General features: G+C 46.8%; 28 protein-coding genes. 2 read left to right on the top strand and 26 right to left on the bottom strand.

The window, feature by feature from the left end; genetic code table 11:
• Positions 1 to 86: 86 nt before the first annotated feature.
• The 10 genes from MKY66_RS11835 to MKY66_RS11790 all read right to left on the bottom strand — a co-directional run bounded on the left by MKY66_RS11835 (position 87) and on the right by MKY66_RS11790 (position 7,752).
• Positions 87 to 467 (bottom strand): retropepsin-like aspartic protease, encoded by a 381-nt coding sequence (locus MKY66_RS11835; protein WP_076208823.1) that lies wholly within the window; start codon positions 465 to 467, stop codon positions 87 to 89.
• Complete coding sequence (locus MKY66_RS11830) at positions 468 to 710, bottom strand: hypothetical protein (RefSeq protein WP_076208824.1); 243 nt, start codon at positions 708 to 710, stop codon at positions 468 to 470.
• 252 nt (positions 711 to 962) lie between these two features.
• Entirely contained in the window at positions 963 to 1,577 is a 615-nt protein-coding gene (locus MKY66_RS11825) for a DUF1643 domain-containing protein (protein WP_339807141.1), read from the bottom strand.
• 275 nt (positions 1,578 to 1,852) lie between these two features.
• Positions 1,853 to 2,344 carry a GNAT family N-acetyltransferase gene (locus tag MKY66_RS11820; RefSeq protein WP_076208826.1) on the bottom strand — a complete coding sequence of 164 codons (492 nt, stop codon included), beginning with the start codon at positions 2,342 to 2,344 and terminating at the stop codon, positions 1,853 to 1,855.
• Positions 2,345 to 2,654: 310 nt separating this feature from the next.
• A complete protein-coding gene (locus MKY66_RS11815) occupies positions 2,655 to 3,752 on the bottom strand; it encodes a Gfo/Idh/MocA family oxidoreductase (RefSeq protein ID WP_076208827.1) in 1,098 nt (365 codons plus the stop codon).
• A gap of 63 nt (positions 3,753 to 3,815) precedes the next feature.
• Entirely contained in the window at positions 3,816 to 4,988 is a 1,173-nt protein-coding gene (locus tag MKY66_RS11810) for a Gfo/Idh/MocA family oxidoreductase (RefSeq protein ID WP_076208828.1), read from the bottom strand.
• On the bottom strand, positions 4,985 to 5,899 hold the full coding sequence (locus MKY66_RS11805; RefSeq protein WP_076209479.1) for a sugar phosphate isomerase/epimerase family protein: 915 nt from the start codon (positions 5,897 to 5,899) through the stop codon (positions 4,985 to 4,987). Before MKY66_RS11805 ends, MKY66_RS11810 begins: the two co-directional genes overlap by 4 nt.
• A 342-nt stretch (positions 5,900 to 6,241) precedes the next feature.
• Positions 6,242 to 6,739, bottom strand: a complete 498-nt coding sequence (locus MKY66_RS11800; RefSeq protein ID WP_036670453.1) for a metallophosphoesterase — start codon at positions 6,737 to 6,739, stop codon at positions 6,242 to 6,244.
• A 159-nt stretch (positions 6,740 to 6,898) separates the two neighbouring features.
• Entirely contained in the window at positions 6,899 to 7,333 is a 435-nt protein-coding gene (locus tag MKY66_RS11795; RefSeq protein ID WP_076208829.1) for an Rrf2 family transcriptional regulator, read from the bottom strand.
• Positions 7,334 to 7,374: 41 nt separating this feature from the next.
• Complete coding sequence (locus tag MKY66_RS11790) at positions 7,375 to 7,752, bottom strand: DivIVA domain-containing protein (protein ID WP_017689054.1); 378 nt, start codon at positions 7,750 to 7,752, stop codon at positions 7,375 to 7,377.
• Between the two features lie 199 nt (positions 7,753 to 7,951).
• Between MKY66_RS11790 and MKY66_RS11785 the strand changes: the two genes are divergently transcribed.
• Positions 7,952 to 8,518: a TraR/DksA C4-type zinc finger protein gene (locus MKY66_RS11785; RefSeq protein ID WP_076208830.1), complete on the top strand. Its 567-nt coding sequence runs from the start codon at positions 7,952 to 7,954 to the stop codon at positions 8,516 to 8,518.
• Positions 8,519 to 8,709: 191 nt separating this feature from the next.
• On the opposite strand, the gene MKY66_RS11780 is transcribed toward MKY66_RS11785, so the two are convergent.
• The 7 genes from MKY66_RS11780 to MKY66_RS11750 all read right to left on the bottom strand — a co-directional run bounded on the left by MKY66_RS11780 (position 8,710) and on the right by MKY66_RS11750 (position 15,133).
• Complete coding sequence (locus tag MKY66_RS11780; protein WP_076208831.1) at positions 8,710 to 9,402, bottom strand: helix-turn-helix domain-containing protein; 693 nt, start codon at positions 9,400 to 9,402, stop codon at positions 8,710 to 8,712.
• A 133-nt stretch (positions 9,403 to 9,535) separates the two neighbouring features.
• Positions 9,536 to 10,825, bottom strand: coding sequence for an MFS transporter (locus MKY66_RS11775; protein ID WP_076208832.1), 1,290 nt, complete (start codon positions 10,823 to 10,825; stop codon positions 9,536 to 9,538).
• Between the two features lie 260 nt (positions 10,826 to 11,085).
• Positions 11,086 to 11,361 carry a barstar family protein gene (locus tag MKY66_RS11770; RefSeq protein WP_076208833.1) on the bottom strand — a complete coding sequence of 92 codons (276 nt, stop codon included), beginning with the start codon at positions 11,359 to 11,361 and terminating at the stop codon, positions 11,086 to 11,088.
• A 14-nt stretch (positions 11,362 to 11,375) separates the two neighbouring features.
• Positions 11,376 to 11,816, bottom strand: coding sequence for a ribonuclease (locus MKY66_RS11765; protein ID WP_076208834.1), 441 nt, complete (start codon positions 11,814 to 11,816; stop codon positions 11,376 to 11,378).
• A gap of 268 nt (positions 11,817 to 12,084) precedes the next feature.
• Positions 12,085 to 13,092, bottom strand: coding sequence for a Gfo/Idh/MocA family oxidoreductase (locus MKY66_RS11760; protein ID WP_076208835.1), 1,008 nt, complete (start codon positions 13,090 to 13,092; stop codon positions 12,085 to 12,087).
• Between the two features lie 2 nt (positions 13,093 to 13,094).
• Positions 13,095 to 13,469: a helix-turn-helix transcriptional regulator gene (locus MKY66_RS11755; RefSeq protein ID WP_036609188.1), complete on the bottom strand. Its 375-nt coding sequence runs from the start codon at positions 13,467 to 13,469 to the stop codon at positions 13,095 to 13,097.
• A gap of 515 nt (positions 13,470 to 13,984) precedes the next feature.
• Positions 13,985 to 15,133 (bottom strand): acyltransferase, encoded by a 1,149-nt coding sequence (locus MKY66_RS11750; RefSeq protein ID WP_076208836.1) that lies wholly within the window; start codon positions 15,131 to 15,133, stop codon positions 13,985 to 13,987.
• A 72-nt stretch (positions 15,134 to 15,205) separates the two neighbouring features.
• Between MKY66_RS11750 and MKY66_RS11745 the strand changes: the two genes are divergently transcribed.
• Positions 15,206 to 15,598 (top strand): DUF202 domain-containing protein, encoded by a 393-nt coding sequence (locus MKY66_RS11745; RefSeq protein WP_256704103.1) that lies wholly within the window; start codon positions 15,206 to 15,208, stop codon positions 15,596 to 15,598.
• Between the two features lie 176 nt (positions 15,599 to 15,774).
• Here the strand turns inward: MKY66_RS11745 and MKY66_RS11740 are convergent, their stop codons facing one another.
• The 9 genes from MKY66_RS11740 to MKY66_RS11700 all read right to left on the bottom strand — a co-directional run bounded on the left by MKY66_RS11740 (position 15,775) and on the right by MKY66_RS11700 (position 26,304).
• Positions 15,775 to 16,380 carry a general stress protein gene (locus MKY66_RS11740; RefSeq protein ID WP_017689064.1) on the bottom strand — a complete coding sequence of 202 codons (606 nt, stop codon included), beginning with the start codon at positions 16,378 to 16,380 and terminating at the stop codon, positions 15,775 to 15,777.
• Positions 16,381 to 16,730: 350 nt separating this feature from the next.
• Entirely contained in the window at positions 16,731 to 19,250 is a 2,520-nt protein-coding gene (hrpB, locus tag MKY66_RS11735) for an ATP-dependent helicase HrpB (RefSeq protein ID WP_076208837.1), read from the bottom strand.
• A 153-nt stretch (positions 19,251 to 19,403) separates the two neighbouring features.
• Positions 19,404 to 20,210: an SDR family NAD(P)-dependent oxidoreductase gene (locus MKY66_RS11730; protein WP_076208838.1), complete on the bottom strand. Its 807-nt coding sequence runs from the start codon at positions 20,208 to 20,210 to the stop codon at positions 19,404 to 19,406.
• Positions 20,211 to 20,583: 373 nt separating this feature from the next.
• Entirely contained in the window at positions 20,584 to 21,426 is an 843-nt protein-coding gene (locus MKY66_RS11725) for a hypothetical protein (protein ID WP_076208839.1), read from the bottom strand.
• A gap of 10 nt (positions 21,427 to 21,436) precedes the next feature.
• The gene (locus MKY66_RS11720) at positions 21,437 to 22,189 is read right to left on the bottom strand and encodes a vWA domain-containing protein (protein WP_017689069.1); all 753 of its coding nucleotides are present in this window, start codon (positions 22,187 to 22,189) and stop codon (positions 21,437 to 21,439) included.
• A gap of 32 nt (positions 22,190 to 22,221) precedes the next feature.
• Complete coding sequence (locus MKY66_RS11715; RefSeq protein WP_076208840.1) at positions 22,222 to 24,297, bottom strand: hypothetical protein; 2,076 nt, start codon at positions 24,295 to 24,297, stop codon at positions 22,222 to 22,224.
• A 158-nt stretch (positions 24,298 to 24,455) separates the two neighbouring features.
• Entirely contained in the window at positions 24,456 to 24,731 is a 276-nt protein-coding gene (locus MKY66_RS11710; RefSeq protein ID WP_017689071.1) for a WXG100 family type VII secretion target, read from the bottom strand.
• Between the two features lie 187 nt (positions 24,732 to 24,918).
• Positions 24,919 to 25,467, bottom strand: a complete 549-nt coding sequence (locus MKY66_RS11705) for a WXG100 family type VII secretion target (protein ID WP_017689072.1) — start codon at positions 25,465 to 25,467, stop codon at positions 24,919 to 24,921.
• 6 nt (positions 25,468 to 25,473) lie between these two features.
• Positions 25,474 to 26,304, bottom strand: a complete 831-nt coding sequence (locus MKY66_RS11700; protein WP_047842537.1) for a hypothetical protein — start codon at positions 26,302 to 26,304, stop codon at positions 25,474 to 25,476.
• Between the last annotated feature and the right edge of the window lie 16 nt (positions 26,305 to 26,320).

The following is a 26,320-nucleotide window of genomic DNA, read 5'->3' as shown; positions in this document are numbered from 1 at the left end:
CTCCGAAAGGAGTCGCTGCTTGAATATGCTGTTAAGTGATGTTCCAGTCTTCCTCGAATCACCACTCAATCTCTAATGTCTTTTATCTATTGTGAACGAAGTAATTTAAGTCTCTTTAAATCAATATCAAATTCTCCTTCCGTCAGTACATCGAGTCCCAAAAGTCCGTTAATGTTGTGATATTTAAATGAAGTAAAGTCTATGTATATATCCTTTAAAATGAAATCCCCTACCTGTATACCGTCGATTCGCTTACTGAAGGCATGCTCTTTGCCTCCGATTCCGTAGCTGGTTATGATTTCATCGTCCATACTCACTAGTATCCCAATCTCATCCACTTCATCTTGTGAAAGCAAGCTATGACTAGCTCCTGTATCGATCACGATGTTCGATATCACTTTCTTCTGCTTATTAAAATGGACTGTTATTTCCGTGAATAACAGCCCATCTCTATATTCAATATTCATTTAAAGATTTCTCCTTAATCCTATATTTTTCCGTACCTTAACAACGATTTGATCTTTGGAAGTATGGTAAACCAGAGTCTTGTCTCTGCTGTTCAATAATTCGCGAGTTGCCTCTTCATCACTGATCGGGCCAATCACGGCCACATCATAAATGATCTCTTGATTGTCTGTTTCTTCAGAATGAAGAACTTCGAATTTTACGAATTGATTCGGAAAAATCTGTTGAACTTCTTGCCATTTCATCATTGTCCCTCCTCTGTTTTGATGGTTATATCATACCATTTCTCAAGCCTATAGTTCTCACTGGAATTTCACTTAACGTTCCGGTATTCATGAACCCCGAAGGGGTTGTCTGCTGAAATGCTTCTCCGAAATCCAACTTGCAGACCAAGACTCCAAAAGGAGCCGCAGCTTGAATATTATGTTATAGGATGTCAACGCCCTCTTTGAACTACTTACAAGCATTAGATCCTATTTAATTTAAAGATATCTTATTTATCTAACAAATAAGCAGTTGAATTCATCACTACTAATATTTTGAATTGATATATTTGAATATTTATTTTTCTGCCCCTGAGGCCGTGGATGAGGTACATAAAAAATAGGATTTTCAATGAATTTCTTATCTTCCGATTTTAATACTTCATAACTATACAATTTATCTATCGAAGTCTTAAAAGTATTTACTATAGCAGGATATAATTTTTGTTGTTTATTAATTCCTTTCTGCCCCTTCATTCCCCATCCAAGGAAAACGATTTTAGCTTCTAAAATAGCATTAGAAACAAACAACCAATTAATGGCTTCATAATCAAAGTGTGAAACTTTTGTTTTACTACTGGTACCTTGAATATGACTAGAAACATTAACAACAAATAGTGCATGACAATTCTGCATTTTTGCAACACTAATTAACTGATCAACCGTATCATCAGTTTCATTGTGTGAAGCCCTACTTGGATTCATCATTATGGCAGTCAGAATGTCTTCACCTTGTTCCCAACGTTTCTCTAAAAAATATCGACTAGTACACGATGTATTGAAAACAGCAACTCCTGAAGTCCCGTTAATTGAACCAGATTTAAAATGTAACTGATTTTTTTCAGCCAATTGAGCAAACAACAATTCGATCTTCTCCTTCCTTGTATACGCATTTTAGCGACTTTTTTTCGATTTACTCGCTGATTTCCTATAACGTTTCCGCATTCCTGACGTTCAAGCAGCTTAAGTGACCGAAGGGAACGGGTCGTCAGACTTAGCTGGTTGAATGTATCGCCTGAATATACTTCGCTGAAATCCCTCTTGGCGATCAAGGGCGAATGCCCACAGTAGGAAAGCATTGTTAGACGATGCCGCCTTAAATAACCCTATAAAATGCTATCTTTCTATTGCTTTGTACTAAACGCTTGAACATACTTCTTTACATCATCCCTGAATCTTTCAATATAATTATCTTCTGTAAAATCTTTTATTACTTTTCTCCAGAACGATATTGCAGGAGTATTATTCTCCATCTGAGCAATTTTCCAATTCGCTTCATATAATTCAAATGCCTTGATAGCAGCGGAGTAACCAATACCATTTCTTCTGAATTTCTTAATAATCATAAAATCATAGATCACATGTGTCGGATCTGGATCGGTATCTAAATTCTCAAGAAGCACAATTAAGAATCCTGCTAATCTTCCAGAAACCTCTATTAAATATGGCTTCCATCTATGGTCACCTTCCCAAAAGAAATCAATGTTCACTTCATACCTTCCATCTTTATTAATCTCTTGGTTTGTAAATTCGCTAAAATCATAATGATACAGTTGATATAGATTCGATAGAGTACTCTTTTCTTCTGGTTTTACTGGAACAAGTTTAATTTCCATAATGTCTCCTATCATATCTTTTTTCTATTTATGCTTCTAGCGGTTTCGTCTAACATCATATATACGAACTTCGTAAACACCTCTCTTTTCAAACAATATTCGAAATACATATAATATAACCCATATTAATCCATCTGCGAAGTCACGAACATTTAAAAAAAGCAGTCCCAGTGCAAACTGCTCCATTCGTTAGAAAAGACTAACTTGTTGGATGCAGTTTAACATTTGGGCTGCTCTTTCTTCACTCAACAAAAGAAGATTTACTAATAACCTTTAGTAATCAACCTTTGCTCCCCTTCACCTAAAACATTTACTTCGCTCCGCTACTCCACACCACGCGCTCGCTCATGGCTTTGTGCTGTGCAATCAGACAGAGTTCTGCCGCTTTGAATGCATGTTCCTGTGTCATGGCGGTCTCGGTCCGGTCCAGACAATCGCGAATGAGTTGGCCGAAGAACGGGTAACCGACCTTGCCTTTTACATTGTAGCGGTACTCCCCTTCATGATTGACCAGGTACACCTGATCCCCCTGAGGTTCCCTTGCGATGTCGATATACTTCCGCAGCTCAATATAACCGTCCGTTCCCAGAATAACTGTACGTCCATCGCCCCATGTGCCCAGACCATCCGGTGTGAACCAGTCCACTCGGAAGTAACCGGACGCTCCGTTGTCCCCGATCAGAGAAGCTTCGCCGAAGTCTTCCAATTCCGGGAACTGTGGGTGATTGAAGTTATGCACACGACTGAACCCTACCTCAGCGTCCGTGCATGATGCAAACGTCAGGAATTGTTCGATCTGGTGACTCCCGATATCACAGAGAATACCGCCATACTGCTCATGCTTGAAGAACCAGTCGGGTCTTCCTCCTGCATTTAAGCGATGCGGGCCTGTGCCCATAACTTGCACTACTTTGCCGATTGCCCCTTGTTCGATGAGCTGCCCCGCATAGATCGCACTTTCTACATGCAGTCGTTCACTGTAATACACCATGTACTTCTTGCCCGTTCGCTTCACTTCTTCTCGTGCAAGCTTTAATTGCTCCAGTGTGGTAAATGGGGCTTTGTCTGTAAAATAATCCTTGCCTGCGGCCAGAACTCTCATGCCAAGCGGCGCACGATCTAAAGGGATCGCTGCACTTGCCACCAATAACACCTCATCATCTGCAAGCACCTCCGCTTCAGATCCAGCAACTTGAGCCTGTGGGAACTGCTTCTGAAATGCCGCTACCTTCGCCGGGTCCGGATCATACACCCACTTGAGGGTAGCACCAGCCTCCAACAATGCCCCAACCATGCCGTAGATGTGTCCGTGATCCAGCGCAACAGCAGCAATCGTGAACTCACCCGGACCACATAAGACCTCTTTTGTAACACTTTTTGGTGCATAAAACATTCCGTCTTTAGCCATGTCATCCCATCCTTATTATAAAATGTTGATTACAATGAACTCGTCTTATATAACAAATCGTCTTCATTTAAACGTCTGACTCAAATCAGCAGGTTGACTGCCACTGAATGCCTTGTCTTTCTTCGTCGTTGAACCAGCAATACGTTCTTGCAGATGCTCATAGAACAGATCCTCATCGATCGGCAGATCCACCCAGTTATCCGTCCAGGTGGACAGCAGCATAGCGTTTGACAATGTTAATCCGTGTATACCATCCTCACCGGGAGCAATAAGTGTTGCACCTGTTCGAATCGCATCAACCCAGTTACGAATCAGACCCGGGTGCCCCGTTTCCACACCTGTAATCGGAACCTCACATTTCCAGCATTCGGGCTGTCCAAAACCTCCGGTAAACCGCTGATTGAATTCAGGCTCAGATTCCCGAAGTCGCCAGAACGTAAGTTTTCCGTCTTCGATCACGATTTTCCCCCGGTCTCCGTTGACCTCGAATCGATTGGTACCCGGTGCTTCGCCAGTAGTCGTTACAAAGACACCTGTTGCTCCATTTTCATACTCCACATAAGCCGTTACATCATCTTCCACTTCAATATTCCGATACTTGCCAAACGAACAGAAAGCACGCATTCGTACCGGCATCATGCCGATGGTCCACTGCCACAGATCCAGTTGATGCGGGTCCTGGTTAATCAGTACACCGCCACCTTCCCCTGCCCAAGTTGCCCGCCAGCCGCCGGAATCATAGTAACTTTGGGATCGATACCAGTTCGTAATAATCCAGTTGGTACGCCGTACTTCACCCAGTTCGCCCGAAGCAATCAAGTCTCTCAGCTTAATGTAGAGTGGATTGGTCCGCTGGTTGTACATCATGGAAAAGACTTTGCCACTGGCTGCGGCCGCTTCATTCATCTTGCGTACCTGTTTCGTATATACACCGGCCGGCTTCTCGATCATGACATGCAAGCCATGCTGGAAAGCCTGAATGGCCTGTTCCGGATGATCATAATGCGGCGTTGCAATAATGACTGCATCAATCGTACCCGAAGCCATCATCTGCTCTGCATCCTGCCAATAAGTGACCGTTGCGGGAAGATGACTGGATACCCAGCTCTCCATCTCTCTTCTTACATCACATACGGCGACCAGCTCTGCACCGGGTACTTCTCCAGCCACCAACGTTCTGGCATGTGCTGCTCCCATGTTTCCAATACCAATCACCGCTACTCGTACGATACTCATGACTGCTCCTCCTCGTCCACACGACGCTCAATTTCGGCGAAAACGTCTGCAAAATGCTGTAACATCGCCTTGGATTCCAAGGCACCACTAAAGTCCTCTATTCCGTAATATCCGTCATACCCGACGGCACGAAGATCCCGCACCATCTGTACCCAATCGACCATGCCTTCAGTCAGCGGCGTCCAGTGACATTTCCAGGCTGTATTCAGAGCCACTCCGCTGCTCTTTTCAGTCACATTAGCCTTTTGCGAATCTTTCCCTTCTGCTTCAAACCACCCGGCATTTTTTACATGTACATGAGCAAGATAAGGGCCTAACAACTCAAGTCCCATCCGATGATTCTCATATCCTTCATGCACCATATTGCCTGGATCGTACAGTACACCCACATGCTGCGGATCGAGCGATTGCACAAGCCGATAGGCCAGCGATGCCGTCGGTGCAATCGTCTGGTGATGTGTCTCTACAATCGCCTTGATGTTGTACTGTTTGGCCAGATCTTGTACTTCACTCAGGTAATCAACGGCTTTACGATACAACTCAGGATAACTGGTCTTGCGATCATATCCAGGAACACCCACACGCATCATAGATGCTCCTAAACCAGCCGCAGCCTGAAACGCTTGCTTGGTGGCAGACAGATCTTCACAGTTCAGATACGGTACAAGTGCGATGGATTTTCTACCTTGCCCTAACGCTGCTTCACGAAAAACAGGAACCTGTTCCTCCCAGCGGCTCGGATCTACCGAGCATCGATTATTTCTCCAGTAAGAAGGCTCTTCAGATATAGCATCTTCAGGAATTCCACGGAATCTCCACTCGATTCCATCAATTCCCGCTGCTGCCGCAGCCGATGCCAGTTCTTCTGCATTCAGATCAGGAGTAGCCACCGTGAATACAGACAGTTTCATCATGATCCATCTCCTTATGTAAACGTATTCATTTTATGTCGTAAAGGCATTGTATCACTCCACTGAACGTCACCATAGGGGAAAACGCCAACAGATGAATGACAGATAACGAACAGAGCACATTCCCCATTCAGAGATAACTTCTCAAGAGAATGATGTGATCAGAAATCAAAAAAGACATCCCTGGAACAGATTTAAAATCTGCTCAAAGATGCCTTGTACAATAATCATATATATAAGATGAAATTTAAGGAAAAGGTTCCCTGTCCGTTATCAAGTCGCCACTTCAGTAGCTGGTTCTGGTTCTTGCACTCGTCCAACTTGCAACCAGCGCATATCTCTCTAATCCCGATCAAAGAACACGTGTTCAGCCTGTATTTTCCCCTGATCTATTGTCATGATGCCAAATGAGTATTGCTTCTGAAAACGCCGATCCGTAGGCGACCCGGGATTAAATACCAGCGTGTTGTCCACGGTATGCATCACCGGGATATGTGAGTGTCCATAGATCACAGCATCCACATGCTGGCCTGCAAACGTATGAATTGCATTCTGCTCCGTACCCTTTGATCCCAGATGTCCGTGCACAAGACCCAGACGAAGTCCTTCCACTTCAACAATACGGGAATATCCCAGTTTTTCAGCGATTTCGGACGGGTCCGTATTACCCGCTACACCTTCAACTGGTGCATACTCACTAAGCAATGGGTATACACTCCAATCCGACCAGTCACCGGCATGAAGAATGAGATCGGCACTCGGCAGTACATCCAGGAGCCTAGTCGGTAACTTCCGTGATTTACGTGATAAATGCGTGTCAGAGATGACTACAATTTTCATATAACAACCCACCTTTCCTTTAAGAGGTCGTTCAAAAAGTCCGCTTTTGATTACGAAGGATGCCTAACGGCATCGCAGCATCGAATATGGAATTCATCCCATCTTCTCGGTACTGAAAACCACCCTTTTTGAACATGCACTTTAAGTCTTTATTGCAATCTATTCTGTCTGTGATGGAACAGCTTGCATCTGAGTACAGGAACGTTCCATATCTTCGAGTGTAATGGATGCAAAGAACTGCTCCACCTTCGCCTCTGCAACCTGATACAGATTGGTCAGCAAGCCGTCTATATGCAAGCCCACTTCACAATCCGGGTTACAATTGCCGTGAATCGGGAACAATGGACCTTCGTCCTTGGCAGCCTGATAGATCATGGCTAATGTGATTTCACTTGATGGCTTCGCTAAGTAGAAGCCTCTTGTTCCAGGAGAGGAGTTCACCAATCCTGCCTTTTTCAGCCCGCCCAGAATACGTCTGACGACGACAGGGTTGGTATTCACGCTACCTGCAATATGTGCAGACGTGATTCGTTCAGGCGCGCTGAGTGACAATAACAACAAACAATGCACACTGACCGAAAAATGAGTACTCATGATTAACCACCTTTATTTAATATAATCCTAGTCATACTGACCTATTCAGAGAACAGATCCTTTTCGGGACGTGCTCTGATCTTGAGCTGTCGCACACTGTATTCCAGTTGTTTCACAATATCATCCAGTTGTTTGCGATCAATCTTGGTTGGATCTTCCACCGGTTTCGCGGACGACTTGAGATCGCGGATCGTTAACTGCTGTTCTTGCCATTTGTCCATCAGATCTGCAATATTGGCATAGAAACGTTCGTAATCTTTGATGACCAGGTCAAGATAAGCATCTACCTCATCCGGATCATAACCACGAAGTTTATAATTAAATTGTTTTTCATGAATCGATAACGCATCTAGCTGCACACCCAATTGTTTGAACAATTGTCTTTGTTTATCCAATCTTCGTTTCATATGTTCATCCATATTGACAACCTCCATTATAAGCCAAGCCGTAGTTCTATTTCCTGGGAAGAACACACGGCAATTTCTCTCTCTATTTTTTATAACACATAATCCGTCAGATATAAAACGATACAGCCCTATTCCTCACGAAAATGATTGCTTTTCTTCCAATTCGGGTAAAGACTTACTACACCCCACAACGGGAAAGGAGCATGTCCTTATGAGTACATTAACTAAAGATCAACATCAAATACTGAAAAACGCCCTTTTAGAGCAACGTGAAAACTTGCAGCGTCATTTTGAATCCAGCATGGAAGACAGTGCTCCAGTCGAGTCGCTGAAAGATTCAACCGGTGAGCTGTCCTCCTATGATAATCATCCGGCAGATGCCGGTACGGAAACATTTGAACGCAGCCGTGATCTGGCGATCGACGATACATTAACAGACGAATTCAATCAAGTAAACGACGCATTGGAACGTATGGAGCAAGGTACATATGGAACCTGTGTAACGTGCGGCGAAGATATTCCCTTCGAACGACTTGAAGCTATCCCCTATACGGCTTACTGTATTGACGACACGCCTAATGTGGAGATCAGCAACGATCGGCCCGTTGAAGAAGAAGTGATGACCATGCCTCCAAGTGGTGCTGGAGAAGGAAGACAGCAGCGAGCGGGCAAGTTCGACAACGCAGATGCCTGGGAAGCGGTCGAAGAATATGGCACATCCAACTCCCCCGCAACCGCAGCCAAACGTGATGTGAAGGGTTACGATGAGAACATGTAACTTCGTTATGAGCTGAAATGGTAAGCGTCAAAATTGAAATGAATTCAATAGACTGCTCCACCATTAGCCTTCCTTATCACGCATTAAAAAGCCGCCATTGGGCGGCTTTTTCTAGTTTTCTCCATAGCAGTCTCTCACGTTTGCGGTTACTTGCTTCCATCAATAAGGCTGAACCCATGTATTCCATCCGTTTATTCTTCGGACTCACTGCCAGATGATGCAGATTCCTGCCGCTTAGACACAGATCGAGACTTTTTCGTAGTTGCTTTGTCCTTATCAGACGTAGCTTTCTTTTTCTCTTTTGCATTTGTCTTAGAAGCAGGTATTTTCACTATAGGTTTAGAGAGAGCAGAGAATAACTGAAAGACCTCATGTTCCCCTTGTCGATTCTCTTTTGTAGTATAGGGTTCACAGAGTTTTATGATGCTTTTATACAGCTGCTCTACTTCCTCACGGGTTGCATACAGCGTGATGTCCGAGAGAAACATCCGATCTTCGTTTTCCGCCTGATGCATGAATCGCTGACGACTTTGTTCGAACATCTCATTTAATAATTTGAGTGTCTCGGACCGAAACACCTGTTTCAATGGAGAGTTTTCCTTATCTTCATCTTCGTGACGGAGATGGATCTCTCCGGTGAATGGTTCGTAGTATTTTGCGATAATCCCATTAATCTCACGTGTGGAAACGATCGTCAGCAGACCGATTTTCTCCAGCTTTTTTACATGATAGTGAACTTTGGCTGGCACCTCACCCATCTGGTCGGCGATTTCTTTGACAGTGGATGGTCTGCCCTGCTTGTTAAACATATTCATGATCTGAATCCGATACGGATCGGAGTAGATTTTTATTTCTTCAATTGTTGAAAGAACCTTGTGCGCCATCCCTGTATCCTCATTTCCGGGGTACCTGTTGTCCATCGATATCTCTATTATAACGTTGCGTCAGGACTTCGGTCAAAACGAGCGAGAAATGACTTGATACAGAAAATTGGCTAATGATCACTTCAGAATATCTTCACATAGCACTTCGAAAACTTTTGCTAAATAACAGCATACCTGCGGACATGGCAAGCATAATACCAAAGACAATAAACAGAACAGGCATGGTCATCCAATCTGCAAGTGCTCCCGAAGCCAGACTTCCAAGTGGTGCGACACTCAAGACAAGCATACTTTGAAGGGCGTACACTCTGCCTAGCATCTCCGAAGGGGTAACTTCCATAAGATAGGTGGCCAGCGGTGTTGTAGCCAGCGGAATCCCCATACCCATCAGTAGACAAAAGGCCGCTGCAACCGGCAGTTGGAAGGAAGTCATATAAGCGGGTAGTGCCGTCATCGCATAACTGAGACCCAACATGACAATACCGCTGATGACCAGCACACTTTTACGATAATTCGCTCCCCTTTGTGTCAACCATACACCACTGAGCAGCATGCCTCCCACCATCAGCCCACTAAGCAGACTTAATCCCCCAGCGCCAGCATGCAGCGTTTCAATGACATAGGGTGTACGAAGAACATTAAACGGCATCAGGCAGAAATTAACGAAGGCAAACAGGATGGAGACAATTAACAATAAGGCATGTTTACGGAGAAAATGAAAAGCTTCCGCCATTTCGGAGAATATACTACTTTTGTCGGATGGAAGAGAATTTATTTCAATTGATGTTTTATCTTCATTGTTAGCAGATGTTAAGGCTTCAGGGTAGCCTACTCGGCTCATAATCAAAGCACTTAGCGCAAACAACCCCGCATCAATCAAGATCGTCCAGGCAATGCCTATTGTAGCAATAAGGGCTCCCGCCACTGCAAGTCCTGCGAGTTCGGCCACTCTGGTTGCGGAAGAGGACATCGCATTACCCGAAAGCAGCATCGATGGGGGAAGCAATCGGGGGACACTGGACACTTCCGCAGGACTAGTGAAGCATTCCAGCAAAGAATTCAGAATTGTAATGACAAACAGATGCCAGACTTCAAGTTGGCCCAATCCAAACAGCAGAGCTGTAATCCCCACCAACAACCCGCGACCGGTATTCGTAATCACAATCACTCTTTTGGGAGACAGGCGATCAACCAAAGCCCCGGCGAACAGACCCAGAAGGATATTGGGCAAAAAATTCACCGCCAGCAACGTACCCATCAGCACTTTCGAACCGGTTAGAATGTACACCATCCAACTGTAGGCAATCGAGTCAATCGAATCACCAAATCTGGATACAACTTTACTAAGCATAAATTGCATGTACGGTCTGATTCGTATTAACTCACCCATACCTTGCTTGCCAACTGCTGTGTTATCGCTCATCCCTTTTCACTCCTCGACGTTAAAATATTTTTCATGTTAATTTTATTTTAACGTAAGTTATGCAGAAATCAATACCTCCGTGAAAATAATTTTAACGACAAGTAAACAAAGTAAATCTCGCTCTACTTTCAGATGATTCGTAATCAACACAAAGACTTTTTGAACAACCTTTTTGGACAACCTCCTATAACACAAAAAAACAGACCACAAGTGGTCTGCTCGGCTGGACGGATTGTATTTAAACTGCCTTTATTTACTGCCTACTTCTCAACAAGCAATTGAAATCCAGACTGTTCAGCCTGAACCTCCAACATCAAATCACGTACCCGGCCTGCTTCATTCCCCAGGCGTTCTTCGCTGATTAGGTAGTTGGTCCATTTTAGCTCTAGTGGAAGTTCAATCGTACCCGTCAGACAATCCCACAGAGCGTCGAGATTACCGCCATAAAAATCCGGCAGTTTCAGCTTGTCCTTTAATTGTTGATGAAGTTCAGCGCTACTCGCAAAGTCTTCTCCATCCAGAATCACGGTATTCATCGCTGCTCCTTCCTCTATTTCAAACGTGTAAATGATGCATAGTGATCTGTCGTTTTGTAGATGAGTCCATCATTGGAGTACACAATCCGATCCGAATTACGGAAGCCGGAAGTATAGTTAATATCCGCTTCGCGCCATGTACGTCCGCTGGCCGAAGGCAGCAGCCCTTCCCGATTGCCAAATGTGTCCCCACCGATGCTTTTGCCAGGAGCAACTACAGCCAAGTTTCCTTTGGATGCTACCCAGCCGAGTCCTGTTGCCTGTGATTTGGTAATAAAGTTACATGGCAACGTTCCGTTTGCACTTAAATAATTTGCTACACCCGTAAACGTATTGATGATGGTACATGTTGCAGCAGATGCCTTCTGCTGTGCGACTGGAGTGAACTGTGAACCTGTGAAGAAAACAAACGTTAACAACAATGCCAGTAATGCGGTGGATATCAACTTTTTCATCAATCCGGCCTCCCGATCCCTCAAAGTAGATGAACGTTGTCACGATATGCGTTCTACAAGCTGTAACGGTCTAGTTGTATGTTCTGCTAGATTATAGTAAACAAGTCATCTCATGACTATTTATATCACATCATTTTGGTAGAAATATCAAATGAAGAGGTTTAAATTGTAAAATATTATAATTGTAACATTTAAAGACAGAAAAAAGACTCTCATCCCTGAAGATGGAGTCTACTTTTCTAGTATGTTTAAACTGATTTGACCTAATCTAATCGATCAATTGCACACGTTGACGAGTTCGAGCCGATTCCAGGCATGCATCAATAACGCGCATGTTTTGAATGGTATTTTCCGGACTGAAAGGTAGGGCTTCACCTTCAAGCACAGCCGTTGCAAACGTCTCCACCTGAAGCACATAGGAATTCGACACCGATACACGCTCCTCACGGCTGACCGAATCCGTGTGCACAATAATCTGAGGTGGAATATCACTGTTCTCCCAGCCAAACACTTTTGGCAGTTCAATCCGCCCTTCCGTCCCGAGAATCTCCATCTCCGCTCGACCTGAAGCCCACATGCCACAGTCAAAAGTTAAAGCTACCGAATTCGGAAATTCTACCAATCCCGACGCCATCATATCCACGCCATCATGCTCGTCCGAGAATAGAGCGTGTACTGTCACCGCTTCCGGTTCCTGTCCCAGATACATCCTGGCTGCCGAGATCGGATACACGCCAAGATCGAATAATGATCCGCCGCCCATCTCTCTTTTGAACCTTACATTCTCCTTGTCATCAGCGGTATTACAGGTAAAGTTACCATGGATGGCTCTGACGATGCCAATCTCTCCACTAGCTATAATCTCTTGCACACGTCTGTGCTTGGGATGATATCGATACATAATCGCTTCTGCAAAAAGAACACCATGTTGATGACATGCCTCAATCATTTCTGCCGATTCATCTGCATTCAGGGCAGCAGGTTTCTCACACAACACGTGTTTGCCAGCCTGTGCCGCTTTGATGGTCCATTCTTTGTGCATATGGTTAGGCAAAGGAATATAGACGGCTTCAATGTCCGGATCAGCGATGAGCTCTTCATAACTGCCATACGATCTGGCAATACCGAGTTCTTCGGCAAGGGTTTCCGCCTTTTCTTTGCTGCGGCTGGCAATCGCCAACACCTCACCACGTTCAGACTGCTGGATCGCCGGAATGACTGCATTTTTGGCAATGGTTGACGTACCGAGTACTCCCCACTGTAACTGTCTGTTCATGCTCATCTTCCTTTCGTACCGTAATTGTCCTCTTCTGCCTTGTGTAACATGCCGAGACAACGATCCAGATCCGTTTTGACCTGTTTTTTGTATAACTCAGCTTTTTCCGCACCATCATCCGTAAAATGATATAAAACGATTTCCTGAAAATCGACCTTTGGATCATTGCCTTTAAGTTTCTTTGTCCGATAAAAAACACCTTGCTGTACCAATTCATGCAGTGCCCGATATACCTCGCTCTGGGGTGGTACATAACCGTAGTCTTTGAATTCCTGCTTCATCGCCTCCAGCATCTCGTAACCATACCCCCTGTGCTGTTCAACCATCGTAATCAGATACAGCTTGATAAATGCCCGCTGTGCAATCATAAAAGCCACGTTCATTCCCCTCCTGTCAGAACCTATATATCTAGTATTATAAAACTTATGTTCGTGTTCTGCCATCTTTCTCCGCTTTGCCTCCCTTTTATCTATCTTCAAGGAGGGCGAGCAAGAAATCGTGTGAATATGGGATAGCCTGGGGGAAGCACGGAAAAAGGTTTTCTGTTGTGAATTTTTCAGGTAATGAAATTTTAATTTTTATTCAAAAGAATTAATTTCATAATACCTTTAGCTGCTTCAATCAAGGCTGGATATAGATCGAAACGGTTCAATTTGTCTATATCCAGTTACAGAAATTCATTTTTAGTGAGTTATGAAATTAGTTTAAAAGTTGTTTATTTCAGAGCTCAGAGAGTCGTGTGAACGAATTTTAATAATAAGAAAGACTGTGCACAAGCTGTAAAGGCTGTACTACCTGTGCTTCTTTATCTTGTGATCGTATACTCTCGTACTCCCGTACACTTCTGTGCGACTGTGGTAATCTATTATGAATTTTTCATATGTTGATGGATTCATTTATCGCGGACAGACTTCGGTACGGTTCCCACAATCCATTTGCCCCAGCTTACACGCGAGATAAGCCATGTCAGTACACAGGATAATGCAAGAGCCAACAACCAGGTGATGATCATTCGGACGACAGGGTTCCAGCCCATAGCAACGTACAACAACTCATCCGGAATGTAGCTATACCGCAGCATCAACATATGCATCAGATAACCGCCATACGATACACCACCAATCCATCTCAGCAATCGTGTAGCCCTGAGGTTATGCAGTTTCCCTGCCAGCTGGTACATGACCATAATGGAAGCGATCAGAAAGAGTGCCATATCAGGGCGGATCAAGCTGACTGTGTAGAATGTAATTTTGATTCCTTCCGGCTTCTGAAACTCCAACATTAATAAATAAGTAAACCGCAGACCCAGAACAATAAACACTGTCCAGTATATCCAGCGCAATCGATGAATCCATTCATTCCAGTGTTGGACGGATAACCCCGCTGCTGCACCAAGTACAAAATAAATAAAGAAATAGAGGAAATTGCGGTCTGCATACGTTGTAAAAGCATCTGTCAGCACCGGGATATCCACCCGTTCCATGAACTTGGCGATGTTTCTTAATTGATCCGCAAGTACAAGATACACCACACCAGAAATCAATAATGCGATCAAGCGCCCCTTAGCCTCATATCGGTTATATACATAACGAATGGCACGCAAAAAGAGCGGAAATAACAGATAAAACTGAATCAACATAATGATGTACCAAAAGTGTGAAGTCGTTTTGCCCGTAAGCAACTTCAGGCCCAGGTCCGGGATGTCATTCCATCCAAATCCGGTCCAGCCCCGCGGTGCAAGTGTAAAATAAATGAGTGACCAGATCAGATAAGGCACGATCACGTCGTTTACTCTTTTTCTCATAAACTTGCCGTAATTCAGCTTGTCTCCCGTGTTATAGAAGAGCACCATACCTGTTATGAATATGAATAAAGGAACTGCAAATTTGGAGAGCATCAGCAGTATGGCCAGTAACACGCCATCCTCCAGTCTCGTTTCCGGGACTAATGAGTAATGTGCGATGGAATGCTGGAGAACCACCGCTCCAAAGGCGATTCCCCTTAAGCTCTCTATTTCTGTAATTCGTTCTTTGCGAGGCATACATTCAGCCATCCTTTCTTGGTTTTGCGATAAAAACAAAGTACAATGAAGCCGTATATTTAATGAACGGAGTTGATACACATTTCTTTAACAGACAAAGACGTAACCACTACCGATTCCAAGTATGTCCAACAACATCTGGCTAACGAGCGAACTTTTCTGGCCTGGGTACGCACCGGTATTGCCATGGCGGGCATTGGCTTTCTTGCTGCCGGATTTGGTTTCAATTCATCGGCGTATGATCGGCTTGCGCATATTGCGGCGATTATTACCGGTATCACTTCTCTGATTGGCGGCATATCCATCATTTTATATTCGGCAGCGGCCTATCATCGGAAGCGTACACAAATCAATGAACAGACATTTCAGGCATCGACCGGATTAATCCGGTTTCTTACCATGATGTTACTGGTGATTGGACTCGCTTTGGCTATTCTGCTTTATGTATTGTTATTCCCTGCTTGACTGGGTTAAAAAACCATCATCATTTTATTATGCACAACTACTATAACACAGGGACAAAAGCCGGCTTCCCTTAAGGAAACCGGCTAATGACCATCTGGTGGATCATATATGTCATTCCATTTTGCAGATAATAAGTCATTGGTTTTTATTTCATACCGATTAAATTCGCGGCAAGATTACAGGAATGTATTGTTACCGAATCGCGCTGCCTTGTTTTGGGCTTCCAATCTGCGTTCTTCCATATCCAGATCCGGACGTTCGGCTGGCACATCTCCGCGATGAGCTGCTTCGGCTCTGTCCCGGTTAAGCTGGCTGTTGCCACTGAACACATCGTACACATCGGAGTCCCGATCCGTAGAATCTACGAGCAGCAGGATTTTACCATTCTGTACATACTCCTCATACTGTTTAGCGTCCTCTTCCGGAATACCAAGTCCCACAAGTCCACCCACAAGTCCGCCAGCTCCCGCACCTACAGCTGCACCGGTAAATGCTGCTGCAATAGGGCCTGCGGCCAGAATCGGTCCTATGCCGGGTATGGCTAGTGCACCGATACCTGCGAGCAGACCGGCTACGCCACCAAGGACACCACCTGTTGCTGCACCAGCAGCCACACCTTCAGGGGCTTTGGTACCTGTCTCTTCCCGAATAGCCTTCAGTTCATCCCGATCCTGTGTAACAACGGAGATTTCGTCTGAAGTGAATCCTTGTGCTTTCAGACCTTCGATAGCCTGTGATGCTTCACGTTCTGTATTAAACACACCTACGATTTTCTTCTGCATAGTGAATTCCTCCTCATATTATTGAGTGGTTCGCTATGTTATTACCCGCCTAAGTTTCTTTTAAACGCTCGCAAGTCAATATACTATGTGTTGATAGCAAATAATTGCTGAGATTCATTCCTTTTTATTCCTCATCATGGTGTGTCTTCAAACTCAGGCATATGATACGTTGTCAGGCATGCTCTACGTTGAAGGACGTCGGCGTCCAAATCATCTTGAAGTCCAGACTGGCTGATTCTGGTGAATTGTCCAGACGATATTCTAAGGAACCGGGGACGGCTTATTAGCCTTTGGGTCTTCATTTTAGTTTATATGGAATCGTTGATGTCTTAAAGAATGAAGTAATTCATCTACTTGCCCCGTGGTTTGGCTCGATTCGTGGCGACCGCTTCAAGTGGATTATCCGGCCAGTAGTGCTTCGGATAACGACCTTTCAGGTCTTTTTTGACGTCAAAGTACGTCTCTCGCCAGAAATTCGCCAAGTCTCGTGTGACCTGTACAGGTCGCTGAGCCGGTGATAATAGGTGGATGGTCAACGGGACTCGCCCACCCGCTATACGCGGTGTCTCCTGTTGTCCAAACATCTCCTGTAATCTTACCGCCAGCGCCGGGTCCTCTGGACGACTGTAGTCCACGGGAATACGAGAACCACTGGGCACCTGTATATGCGTCGGCGCTTCATCGTCCAGTTGTTGTCGTTGCGTCCAGCTCAATCCACCCAGTAATACATCCTGCATCGACAATCTCTTCAGGTCGGCTGCCGATCGCATGCCTATCAGATAAGGGGTAAGATGTTCTGCCAACTCTTCTGTTAGATTATCTTCGATCAGGTCGGGCCACTCAGGTAGATGGAGATGCAGGAACCGCAGCCTGTCCGCAAGTTGTCTGGATGTTTTTGTCCAGGGCAAACAATCAAGCCCTTCCATCCGTATTCCGGTTAACAGTGCTTCCAGCACCTGATCTTCAGGTGGCTGTGCAATACTGCTCTCTTTAATCACAAGGGCTCCAATACGAAGTCTCTTATGTGCGCGAACGCTGCGGGTATTGGAATCCCAGGCCACTTGTACTTCATTGTGCAGCAAGTGCTGCCCTGCCTGCACCAATGTCTGCTCCTGCAGCGGCGCAGCCAGCAGGATGCGAGCATCTGCGCCCTGGTCGTCTGCCTCGGCTGCGACCAGATACGCTGAACGGCTCAGCGATTCTGTCGCTGCGAGCCGTACGCCGCGGCCGCTGCTCAGCAGATAGCGGCCGTCCTCCCGGCGTTGCCCGATCCGGTCCGGATAGGCGAAGGACAGCAGCAATCCGCAGCTTTCCTCATCCGGCCGCACCGGATCGACCGCCGGGCCGAGCGCCGAGCGCAGCTGGCGGCTCTCCTGGAGCATGCGCCGCACGGCCGCGCCGTCTGCGACAGCCGCGGCCGCTTGAGACATGCCGCTGCTGTCCGCGGTCAGCAGCGCCTCTACGCGCGGGCGGAGGTCCGTGCCCGCGCCTGCACTGCCACTGCTGCGAAGGCCCGCAGGCTCCTGCAGCAGTGCCGCCAGCATGCTGGCGTAGCTGGCCAGCCCAAGCTCCGCCGCGCGGAGCAGCATGCTGGCCAGTCGCGGATGCACGCCAAGCGTGTTCATCCGCCGCCCGAAGGGCGTGATGCGGCCTGCGTCGTCCAGGCCGCCCAGCTGGCGCAGCAGCGCCTGAGCCTGGCCGTAGGCGGCGTCAGGCGGGGTGTCCAGCCATTGCAGCTCTGCTGGGGACTGGACACCCCAGACGGCAAGCTCCAGCGCCAGCGGCGCAAGATCCGCGGAGGTGATCTCCGGGCGAGCTGCCTCAGGCAGTCCCCCGTGAACCTCTTCGCTCCATAGCCGGTAACACACCCCCGGGGCAATTCGCCCTGCACGACCCCGCCGTTGGTCGGCTGACGCCTTGGACACCGGCAGGGTGACAAGTCGGCTCATTCCCGTGCGCGGCGAGAATGCCGATGCACGACTCAGTCCCGCATCCACCACAATCTTAACTCCAGCGAGTGTGAGGCTGGATTCCGCAATGGAGGTGGACAGCACAACTTTGCGCGAGCCCTCAGCCGCCGGGCGTATGGCCTCATCCTGTTGTTCCACCGGCATACTGCCATATAGGGAATGAACTTTCACATGTCCAGGAAGAGAACCATTTGATAACTCCCGCTCTGTACGGTGTATCTCTCTTGCGCCAGGAAGGAAAACAAGCACGTCCCCCTCCTGTTCAGCTAATGCCTTGGTCACCGTCTGAGCCGTGAATTGTTCCAGTGGCATGGCTGCTGGTCTCGGCACATATCGTGTTTCCACCGGAAACGTGCGCCCCGGACAATGAATTGATCCTGTACCTTCGCCAAGCAATGCACAGACGGGAACAGGATCTAGGGTAGCCGACATCACCAGCAATTTTAGATCTGGACGTAACATCGCTCGCGATTCCAAGGCTAGAGCCAGACCCAAATCCCCATGTAGATGCCGCTCATGGAATTCATCAAATATAATCATCGCCGTATCCTCAAGCCCCTGGTCCTGTTGCAACATCCGGGTCAATACCCCTTCCGTCACAACTTCAATCCGTGTCACCTGACTCACCCGGGTATCCATGCGTACACGATATCCTACGGTCTGACCCGCTTTTTCTCCAAGCGTAGCCGCCAGTCTCGATGCAGCCGAACGCGCAGCCAGCCTTCGAGGTTCCAGCATAATGATTTTCCGTCCCGCTACCCACGGCTCCTCCAGCAAAGCCAGCGGTACAACAGTCGTTTTTCCCGCTCCTGGCTCTGCAATTAACACACCTGTATCTTGATCCCGAAATAACTGTCTTAACTCAGGAATAATCTCTTGTATCGGTAACTCTATATGCATATAATCGCTCCTAATGAATGTACCCTACTGCTCTTCAGTATCTCTATTCGAATGTTAGCATTATAACAAAAAAAGCCGTTCCAGAGGAACGACTATCGCAGACATATCCTAAGACACGACTTAAGTAAAATGGAATTTATCCAGAATGCTCACTTAGCTGAGCAATGATTCGGCACCATCAATAACGATCTCTGCTCCGGTAATATGTCTGGATTCGGACGATGCGAGGAAGCTTACCAGATCCGCAACATGTTCCGGCTGACCCGGCCCGTCCGCAAGTGGCTGCTGTCCTTCCGGGAACTCCATTGGAATAATGATCTGCTGCAGATCATCCGTTTTGACCGTACTTTGATCGATATTCGTCGCAATCGCTCCTGGGCAGATCACGTTCACACGTATCTTGAACTTCGCCAGCTCAAGCGCAGCCATCTTGGCAAAAGCAACCTGTCCTGCCTTCGACGTGCTGTACGCCGACATGCCAAAGCTTGAGAAGCGTTGATTGCCATTAATCGAACTCGTAATGATAATACTGCCGCCACCCCGTTTTTTCACGTGAGGCAATGCATATTTAATCGTGAAAAATGTACCATTCAGGTTGGTTGTAATAATCTGCTGCCAATCTTCAACCTGAATCTCCTCAATGGGTGCCGATACACCGTTAATGCCCGCATTGGCAAAAACAATATCCAAACCGCCGAATAACTCAACGGTTTCAAGTACAGCCTTTTCCACACGTGCCGGGTCGGAAATGTCTACATCAAATGCTCTTGCCGCATCAGGGTGCAGCGCATTAATCTGTGCTTCCGTTTCCGAGATCCGATCATTCACCAGATCAAACAATGCAACATGTGCACCCTCTTTAGCCAGCTTGACCGCAGTGGCCTTCCCAATTCCGGAGCCTGCTCCGGTAATAATCGCAACCTTACCTTGGAACCGTGACTTGCCGTTATGTTGTGTCATTATCCATCCCACTCCTTTGATTTAGCAATTATGTAAGAATGTACGTTCAAGCTCATCGTTAAAGAGGTTGTTCAAAAAGTCCGCTTTTGATTACGAAAGGTGCCTAACGGCACCATCAGCATCGAATATGGAATTCAGCCGAAATGTCCGTTGCTCACGTAGCTCTATCTACGCTCCGCTACTCCATTTCTAGCTTTATCCCATCTTCTTGGTACTGAAAACCGACCTTTTTGAACACACACTTAAAATCAATTCTTCACAAGATTACCCAAAAAGAGTGTCTTTTAAATCAACACCAGCAAGTTTTTTCACCGTTGATCTACACCAACGTCACAGCAACTTCAGGATCAGTCCACAACTTTATAACTGGCACTCACCATTCCAGCTCAATGAAAGCGGCATCATCTTCAAGTCCGCCCGTATGTGTAGCATCCAGCAGTACCTGAATGTGTTCATCCGGGACATAGGCTTGAATGGCATCCAGGTCGTTCAGTCCATCCGTATATAACTGGAGCCGCAGCGAATCACCTGCTGAACCTTTTGTCTCATAGATGTGCGGTTTACCTCCAACGGGGCCTTCGAGTGTAGACCAACGCTCATTTGTCTTGCAGTGAGTCTGAAATAATTCAGACTGTTCCTGGCCATTACGCCACAGACGAATGCGGGAATCTCCTTGCCACGCAAGCCACACCCGACTTTTGCGTCCGCCTCCGGTGAGCTCGATCCGCCCACACACATACATGGCCTGACTGCCCCGACTTCGCTTTTCCATCAACACTTCACGCAGCAACAAAGGGGAACTTTCCAGTGGCTGTAATTTCTCCAATTGCTCCGATGCGGGAAGGGTAAGATCATGGAGAAGACGCTCAACACCTTCTACCGTTGTGTGTTGCGTTGTTTCCAACCAATCCAGCAAAGCATTCCCTAGAAAACGCGCTGCAAAATCGCCCAGGTAACTCATACCTACGCCATCACACAAAACAAAATTGCAGATATTCCCTTTCATACGTACCGCAGCAAAGTCCTGTCCGGTATCTCCCTGATGTACGGTCTCGGCAGCTCTGCCATAACCATATCTGCACTTAAATGTGCCCTGATAGCGAGTTAGCGGCTGTTCCCCGGTCTGTACACTCACATAGCGAAAGTTGCCATGCCGTTGCTCGGCATGGCCCCCCTTATCTCCAGCAGACAATGTTGCCAAACGCATCGCTCTCATGATTCCCCTCCTATCTCACAGGCGTAGCAGCGGACATCTGGAACCCGATTGATACCAATTCTGCACATGTACCTGGCAGCATCATGAGTGCACCGGGTGCAAGCAAATAATCAGCTTCAACAAGCATTTCCCGATAACTTTCGGGCAGAACGGATGACATATTCCGCAGCTTCTCTCCATGCTCATCCTGTAGATTCGTTTCCGAAGAGATTCCCTTCCATCTTCTAGGCTCAGCAATTGGCCCTTCCAGCAGATGATCCGATATAAAAATGTTCTCCACCAGTACATTGCCGTCCGGCACACTCATGCCCATGATTCTTTTGGCAATCGGCTCGGGATCTTCACCTGTAGCCACCCCGTCGGTCATGTGGCATACAAGTGGCGCAGGACAATCCTGCATATTCGGAATTTCGGCCTGTAGAATCTTTTCCGCCTGCAGGAAAGCCTTCGCAGAATCTGAAAACCGTCTCGGTGTCAGGTCAGGCAAAGAACCAACGGCAGCGATCTCGTCAATTCCTTTGATTCCGTTCAACAAGTCATATACATCATCGCTGTAAGCCAATATGGCTATACGATAGCGAGGTGTCAGACGATTTCCCTTGGTAGACCGAAACACCATTTGGCGAATCGCAAGAGATAAGGCATCATAGACGACGTCAATCCGTCGACGATTTTCCAGAACCATGTTCATTGAGGCGCTAATATCAATTAAATATATAATAAGTGCAGGTGTACGCTGTGATGCTTGAATCGTGTAGTTCATCTAGGGTGAGTCACCTCCATCATTCACGTTATTTATAAGTTGGGCAACTTGTAACTGTTGTTGCTCAGAAATTTGTTAATGGCACTCATTCGAGCGGCTACTTTGCCAACACCTTTGAAATAGGAAGCATCGGTATTGTAAAGATTTTTGAAATCACGGGCATACGATTCCGCATTTTCAATTTTTCTGCCTTTTTGCGCGTTATACGTTTTATTGTAATGAGCAATCAGCGTGACCACATTCTGGGCACGTTTTTTCTTCAGAGCTGCTTTCTGAGCAATCTCCTGTTGACGTTTAACTTCAGCTGCCGCTTTACGCTCCGCTTCCTGTTTTGCAAGCTTGGCATCATTCTCTTTTTTCCAGACCAGATAAGCTTCATATTTTGCCTGTTTATCGTACTTCTCCTGCTGCGCTCTCTTAGCAGCTTCTTTCTTCTGCTGTTCCTGCTTCACCAGAAAGGCCTCATATTTCGCCTGTTTGTCGTATTTGGCCTGTAACGCCTTACGTTCTTCTTCTTTTTTCTTTGCTTCAGCTTCCTTCTGCTTGGCTTCAGCAAGTTTTTTCTTTTCCTGTGCGTCCAGTTTTGCAGCATCTGCGGCCTTTTGTTTCTCTTGCTCTTCCTGATGTTTGAGCGCAGCTGCCTTTGCTGCTTCAGCCTCTTCCGCAGCTTTGATATCTGCCAATCGTGTGGCTTCCTGCTGTTCTTTCTGTTTCACCTCTGCCTGATCGGCGAGTATTTTGACCGTTGGCACGCCACCTGCCAGCAATACAATAAGCACAGCGGAGGAAATCATGAACTTTTTGGATCTGTAGAATGGCACAGGTACGGGCTTGTCTGTGTCTTCTTTTGGATTAAGCTTGGCATCCAGTTCCTTGATTGCAGCCTCGACTTCCATCTGCATCGCGCTGTTATGAGGAATAAAATGATAAAGCGAGCGGTACACTTCCAGTGCCGCAGCCGGTTTATCTTCATCCTCCAGGGCTCTTGCTTGCAGGAACAGACGGTTCACAACCGCTTCCTGATCGGGAGAGTGCGGCGTTTGAGGACGGTTCCCTTCTTGCGTATTCACCGGTTCACTTACTGGTTCTGAGCTCTTTTTCAGATTCACATCAGCTTCGGACGAATTGGCAGCTTTTTCTTCCGCTGTCACAGCAGCCGCTGCATTGGCCTGATCCACGTCTACCGCAGCCAATGCAACATACCACTCACCAAACGTCGGACAGCTGCTCAGATCGTGACTTTCCCAAGCTCGAATAAACAGATCGGACAGTTTGGAACCCCAACGCTTCTCAAGGGACTCCCGCATCGCATAATACCGTTCACTCACCGTTTGCATTTCATGCTGATCAAAATAACTTTCGCCCCACGCCTTCTCTACAATCACAGGGTCGGACCAGCTTAACATTTCAGCAATGATAACAGCTCCGGCAAATCGGTCAGCATATGAACTCCACAAACCGCTGTGCACTGTTCGATGGGCTGCATAACCGGGTGACCCGGCAAGCAGGGCATCCGGACGATCCATCTTGGAACCGTACATCTGCTCGACATCCACCAGTTCTACCGCAGACATCTTCCCCAGGTTCTCCACTTCGGAAAAAAACGGAATCATTACATTGGGAGCGGACATATCGCAATGAGCCAGTCCACGTTGTTCCATAGCCGAACCTGTTCCAGCAAGCGCTCTAGCCAGCTTCAGGCTCTCCTCAGCCGTCAACTGTCTCTGATCACTGATCACATCGAACCAGGTCTGACCTTGCACCCATGGCATCAACACCGCATATAACAGATCGGGATGTTTTCCAATGAGCGCTCCGTTTCTTTCCGGAGTGAGCACATCACGCTTGCATACCTGCAAACCTGGCAGTTCACTATAAGACTCCATATGTTCAGACTGATATACCATAGCCGGAATACGGAATTTAGGAAAAAATACTTTTAGTGCTTTAGCCCCATGAATGGAACCATTTCGGGGTAACAACTGATAAACAATCCCCTGCCTTCCGGCTTGGGCATAAGCCAGACCCGGCGCAGCCGGATGTTGCCCAATCGTATAGGCAATGTCGTTAATCACCACTTCATCCCCGGGATTTGGTTGAAAAGACATGCTTATCCCTCTCTCTGTCCTAGTGTCATAGTTGCAACAAAAACCGGGTGTTGTGAAAACGCCCGGTTTTTGCTGTAGTTGTACATCTTCAGCTTGCTATCCACCTATAATTCAGGACGAATTCAGACTTCACATCGGCCTGATCTATGTAAAGCAGATTAACGAGCTTGGTCAGCTGTACGGAATTTGTTAGCAATAGCTGTAAGTTCAGCGCTGATGCTGTTCAGCGTTTGAACGAATGATTGCATTTGTTTGCTAGCTTCTTGGAACTCTTGGAAGAAGCGTTGCTTTGTCATACCTTCCCATTGTCCTTCCATGCTTGTGATGGATTGAGTCAATGTAGATACGATTTGCTGACTTTGCTCACCGCTTTGTTTAAATTGGTTGGAAACCTGATCAAGCTGCTCTGGGGTAACTAAAATACGTCCTGCCATTTGTAAATTCCTCCTTGGTTTGTGCAATTAAATTTTTACTTGTTCAAATTGTACTATACCAGGATCGATCGGACAAAAGCCGAAGGACCTAATCCTATTTACCCCATTTTCAGCACTTGAAACTTCTCCTAACAGCCTATTTACAAAAAAAATATTCACTTTCTGCTGTTATTTTTATTCACCCTGTTCAGGAAACAACAGGCTCGGTCCCTCTTCTTCCCCGAAAGGAAGGATCTGTGAATCTCCATGCTACAGGCTCAGGCTGCATAGCCTGCACCAGTGTAGCCGGGGAGCCATCAGGCGGAGCGGCATCCTGTACACGATATACGGCCGCCATTGCGGAAAGGGGATCGGATACTACAGCTACAGTTGCAGAATGTGCAGGCATGATTTCTCCTGTACGATTGTTCTGAAGAACATTCAGCATATTGACCGCATTACCATAGGCTGTGTTCACATGACTCAGCACGGAACGATACTCCATGTCTGCCTGCTGGAATAACAACGCTTTGCGTCCCAGCTGTACGCTTAAGTCCATTAATCGACGCAGCGCATCCTCGCCCAGTCGTTTACTGTGATTCCATTCATTCATCACCGCTGCGCGGGATTCAACCTCCCACTCCAGCGAATGAATCGCCTGATCCAACACTGTCATCTTTTGCTGTATTTGCTCCGCTGCATACTGAATCTGCTTGCTCAGTGCCCGAAGCACATCCGGTTCCACACGAATGCGCATTTACCATCACCTTTCCTCTTCCCCTGCAGGCTGTTTAAGCCAGTCCAGCAGCATCTCGTGAAACTGTTCTCTAGTCGTTAGTGCTGCAACAAGCCAATCATCTGAAGCCGCAGTGCTCATCCGGAACAACCAGTTGGATACCGCACTTGCAGCAAATGCTGCCGACTGCGACTTCCACCCGTCTTCATTCCATACAAGCAACCTAAGCTCCCCGTCTGACTCCTTACCCACCAGACAGCGTGCCAGTGCAAGTGAGCCCTCAGGATCACTTGTCTCCTGTTCGAGTTCCGCTGCTACGGTCTGTACTCCGCTGTTTTCGAGCTCATTCATGACATCATAAAATTTTTTCTTGGAGCACATTAGGGCCGGTTTCTCCGCAGGAGAATGGCCGCTCCATTTCATCCGCTCTATCAGAACATCAATGGCTTCACGAACACTTCCCAGATCGCTGAGCCGGAACGAGTCCGGTACGTCGTCAACACGGGAAACTTCAACGACCCGCTCATCCGTGCAATGGATATAACTCTCATACGACTTGCCGTTGATCGTGTAGCGAATCCAACAAGCTCTGTCGGACAATCCGGCAATGGCTACCCTGGAGAAAACGGTCGGTGTCATGATCAGCTCATCGGTATCCTGATCCCGAATCAGATATCCTTTGTCAAGCAGGGAGGTTTTGACACGCTCCCACTCCATCGCGATATCCTCCGCCATATAGCCGCGAAACGGATCTTCCACACCAAGCAGTCGGTCTGAACCGAGAATACCAGCCAGGAAAAAAAGTTCCTTTGTTTGCAACGTGACTACCTTTTGCTTAGAATCATGAACCGTCAACATTATGAGCCACCTCCCC

The organism is Paenibacillus sp. FSL R5-0766, from assembly GCF_037971845.1.
GTDB lineage: Bacteria > Bacillota > Bacilli > Paenibacillales > Paenibacillaceae > Paenibacillus.
This window is presented reverse-complemented; position numbering and strand designations above follow the sequence as displayed.

What these genes read in the sequence shown, in the direction of transcription:
- MKY66_RS11835 (WP_076208823.1), bottom strand. Translation starts at nt 467, where the DNA reads ATGAATATTGAATATAGAGATGGGCTGTTATTCACGGAAATAACAGTC.
- MKY66_RS11830 (WP_076208824.1), bottom strand. Translation starts at nt 710, where the DNA reads ATGAAATGGCAAGAAGTTCAACAGATTTTTCCGAATCAATTCGTAAAA.
- MKY66_RS11820 (WP_076208826.1), bottom strand. Translation starts at nt 2,344, where the DNA reads ATGGAAATTAAACTTGTTCCAGTAAAACCAGAAGAAAAGAGTACTCTA.
- MKY66_RS11815 (WP_076208827.1), bottom strand. Translation starts at nt 3,752, where the DNA reads ATGGCTAAAGACGGAATGTTTTATGCACCAAAAAGTGTTACAAAAGAG.
- MKY66_RS11810 (WP_076208828.1), bottom strand. Translation starts at nt 4,988, where the DNA reads ATGAGTATCGTACGAGTAGCGGTGATTGGTATTGGAAACATGGGAGCA.
- MKY66_RS11805 (WP_076209479.1), bottom strand. Translation starts at nt 5,899, where the DNA reads ATGAAACTGTCTGTATTCACGGTGGCTACTCCTGATCTGAATGCAGAA.
- MKY66_RS11800 (WP_036670453.1), bottom strand. Translation starts at nt 6,739, where the DNA reads ATGAAAATTGTAGTCATCTCTGACACGCATTTATCACGTAAATCACGG.
- MKY66_RS11795 (WP_076208829.1), bottom strand. Translation starts at nt 7,333, where the DNA reads ATGAGTACTCATTTTTCGGTCAGTGTGCATTGTTTGTTGTTATTGTCA.
- MKY66_RS11790 (WP_017689054.1), bottom strand. Translation starts at nt 7,752, where the DNA reads ATGGATGAACATATGAAACGAAGATTGGATAAACAAAGACAATTGTTC.
- MKY66_RS11785 (WP_076208830.1), top strand. Translation starts at nt 7,952, where the DNA reads ATGAGTACATTAACTAAAGATCAACATCAAATACTGAAAAACGCCCTT.
- MKY66_RS11780 (WP_076208831.1), bottom strand. Translation starts at nt 9,402, where the DNA reads ATGGCGCACAAGGTTCTTTCAACAATTGAAGAAATAAAAATCTACTCC.
- MKY66_RS11775 (WP_076208832.1), bottom strand. Translation starts at nt 10,825, where the DNA reads ATGAGCGATAACACAGCAGTTGGCAAGCAAGGTATGGGTGAGTTAATA.
- MKY66_RS11770 (WP_076208833.1), bottom strand. Translation starts at nt 11,361, where the DNA reads ATGAATACCGTGATTCTGGATGGAGAAGACTTTGCGAGTAGCGCTGAA.
- MKY66_RS11765 (WP_076208834.1), bottom strand. Translation starts at nt 11,816, where the DNA reads ATGAAAAAGTTGATATCCACCGCATTACTGGCATTGTTGTTAACGTTT.
- MKY66_RS11760 (WP_076208835.1), bottom strand. Translation starts at nt 13,092, where the DNA reads ATGAACAGACAGTTACAGTGGGGAGTACTCGGTACGTCAACCATTGCC.
- MKY66_RS11750 (WP_076208836.1), bottom strand. Translation starts at nt 15,133, where the DNA reads ATGCCTCGCAAAGAACGAATTACAGAAATAGAGAGCTTAAGGGGAATC.
- MKY66_RS11740 (WP_017689064.1), bottom strand. Translation starts at nt 16,380, where the DNA reads ATGCAGAAGAAAATCGTAGGTGTGTTTAATACAGAACGTGAAGCATCA.
- hrpB (WP_076208837.1), bottom strand. Translation starts at nt 19,250, where the DNA reads ATGCATATAGAGTTACCGATACAAGAGATTATTCCTGAGTTAAGACAG.
- MKY66_RS11730 (WP_076208838.1), bottom strand. Translation starts at nt 20,210, where the DNA reads ATGACACAACATAACGGCAAGTCACGGTTCCAAGGTAAGGTTGCGATT.
- MKY66_RS11725 (WP_076208839.1), bottom strand. Translation starts at nt 21,426, where the DNA reads ATGAGAGCGATGCGTTTGGCAACATTGTCTGCTGGAGATAAGGGGGGC.
- MKY66_RS11720 (WP_017689069.1), bottom strand. Translation starts at nt 22,189, where the DNA reads ATGAACTACACGATTCAAGCATCACAGCGTACACCTGCACTTATTATA.
- MKY66_RS11715 (WP_076208840.1), bottom strand. Translation starts at nt 24,297, where the DNA reads ATGTCTTTTCAACCAAATCCCGGGGATGAAGTGGTGATTAACGACATT.
- MKY66_RS11710 (WP_017689071.1), bottom strand. Translation starts at nt 24,731, where the DNA reads ATGGCAGGACGTATTTTAGTTACCCCAGAGCAGCTTGATCAGGTTTCC.
- MKY66_RS11705 (WP_017689072.1), bottom strand. Translation starts at nt 25,467, where the DNA reads ATGCGCATTCGTGTGGAACCGGATGTGCTTCGGGCACTGAGCAAGCAG.
- MKY66_RS11700 (WP_047842537.1), bottom strand. Translation starts at nt 26,304, where the DNA reads ATGTTGACGGTTCATGATTCTAAGCAAAAGGTAGTCACGTTGCAAACA.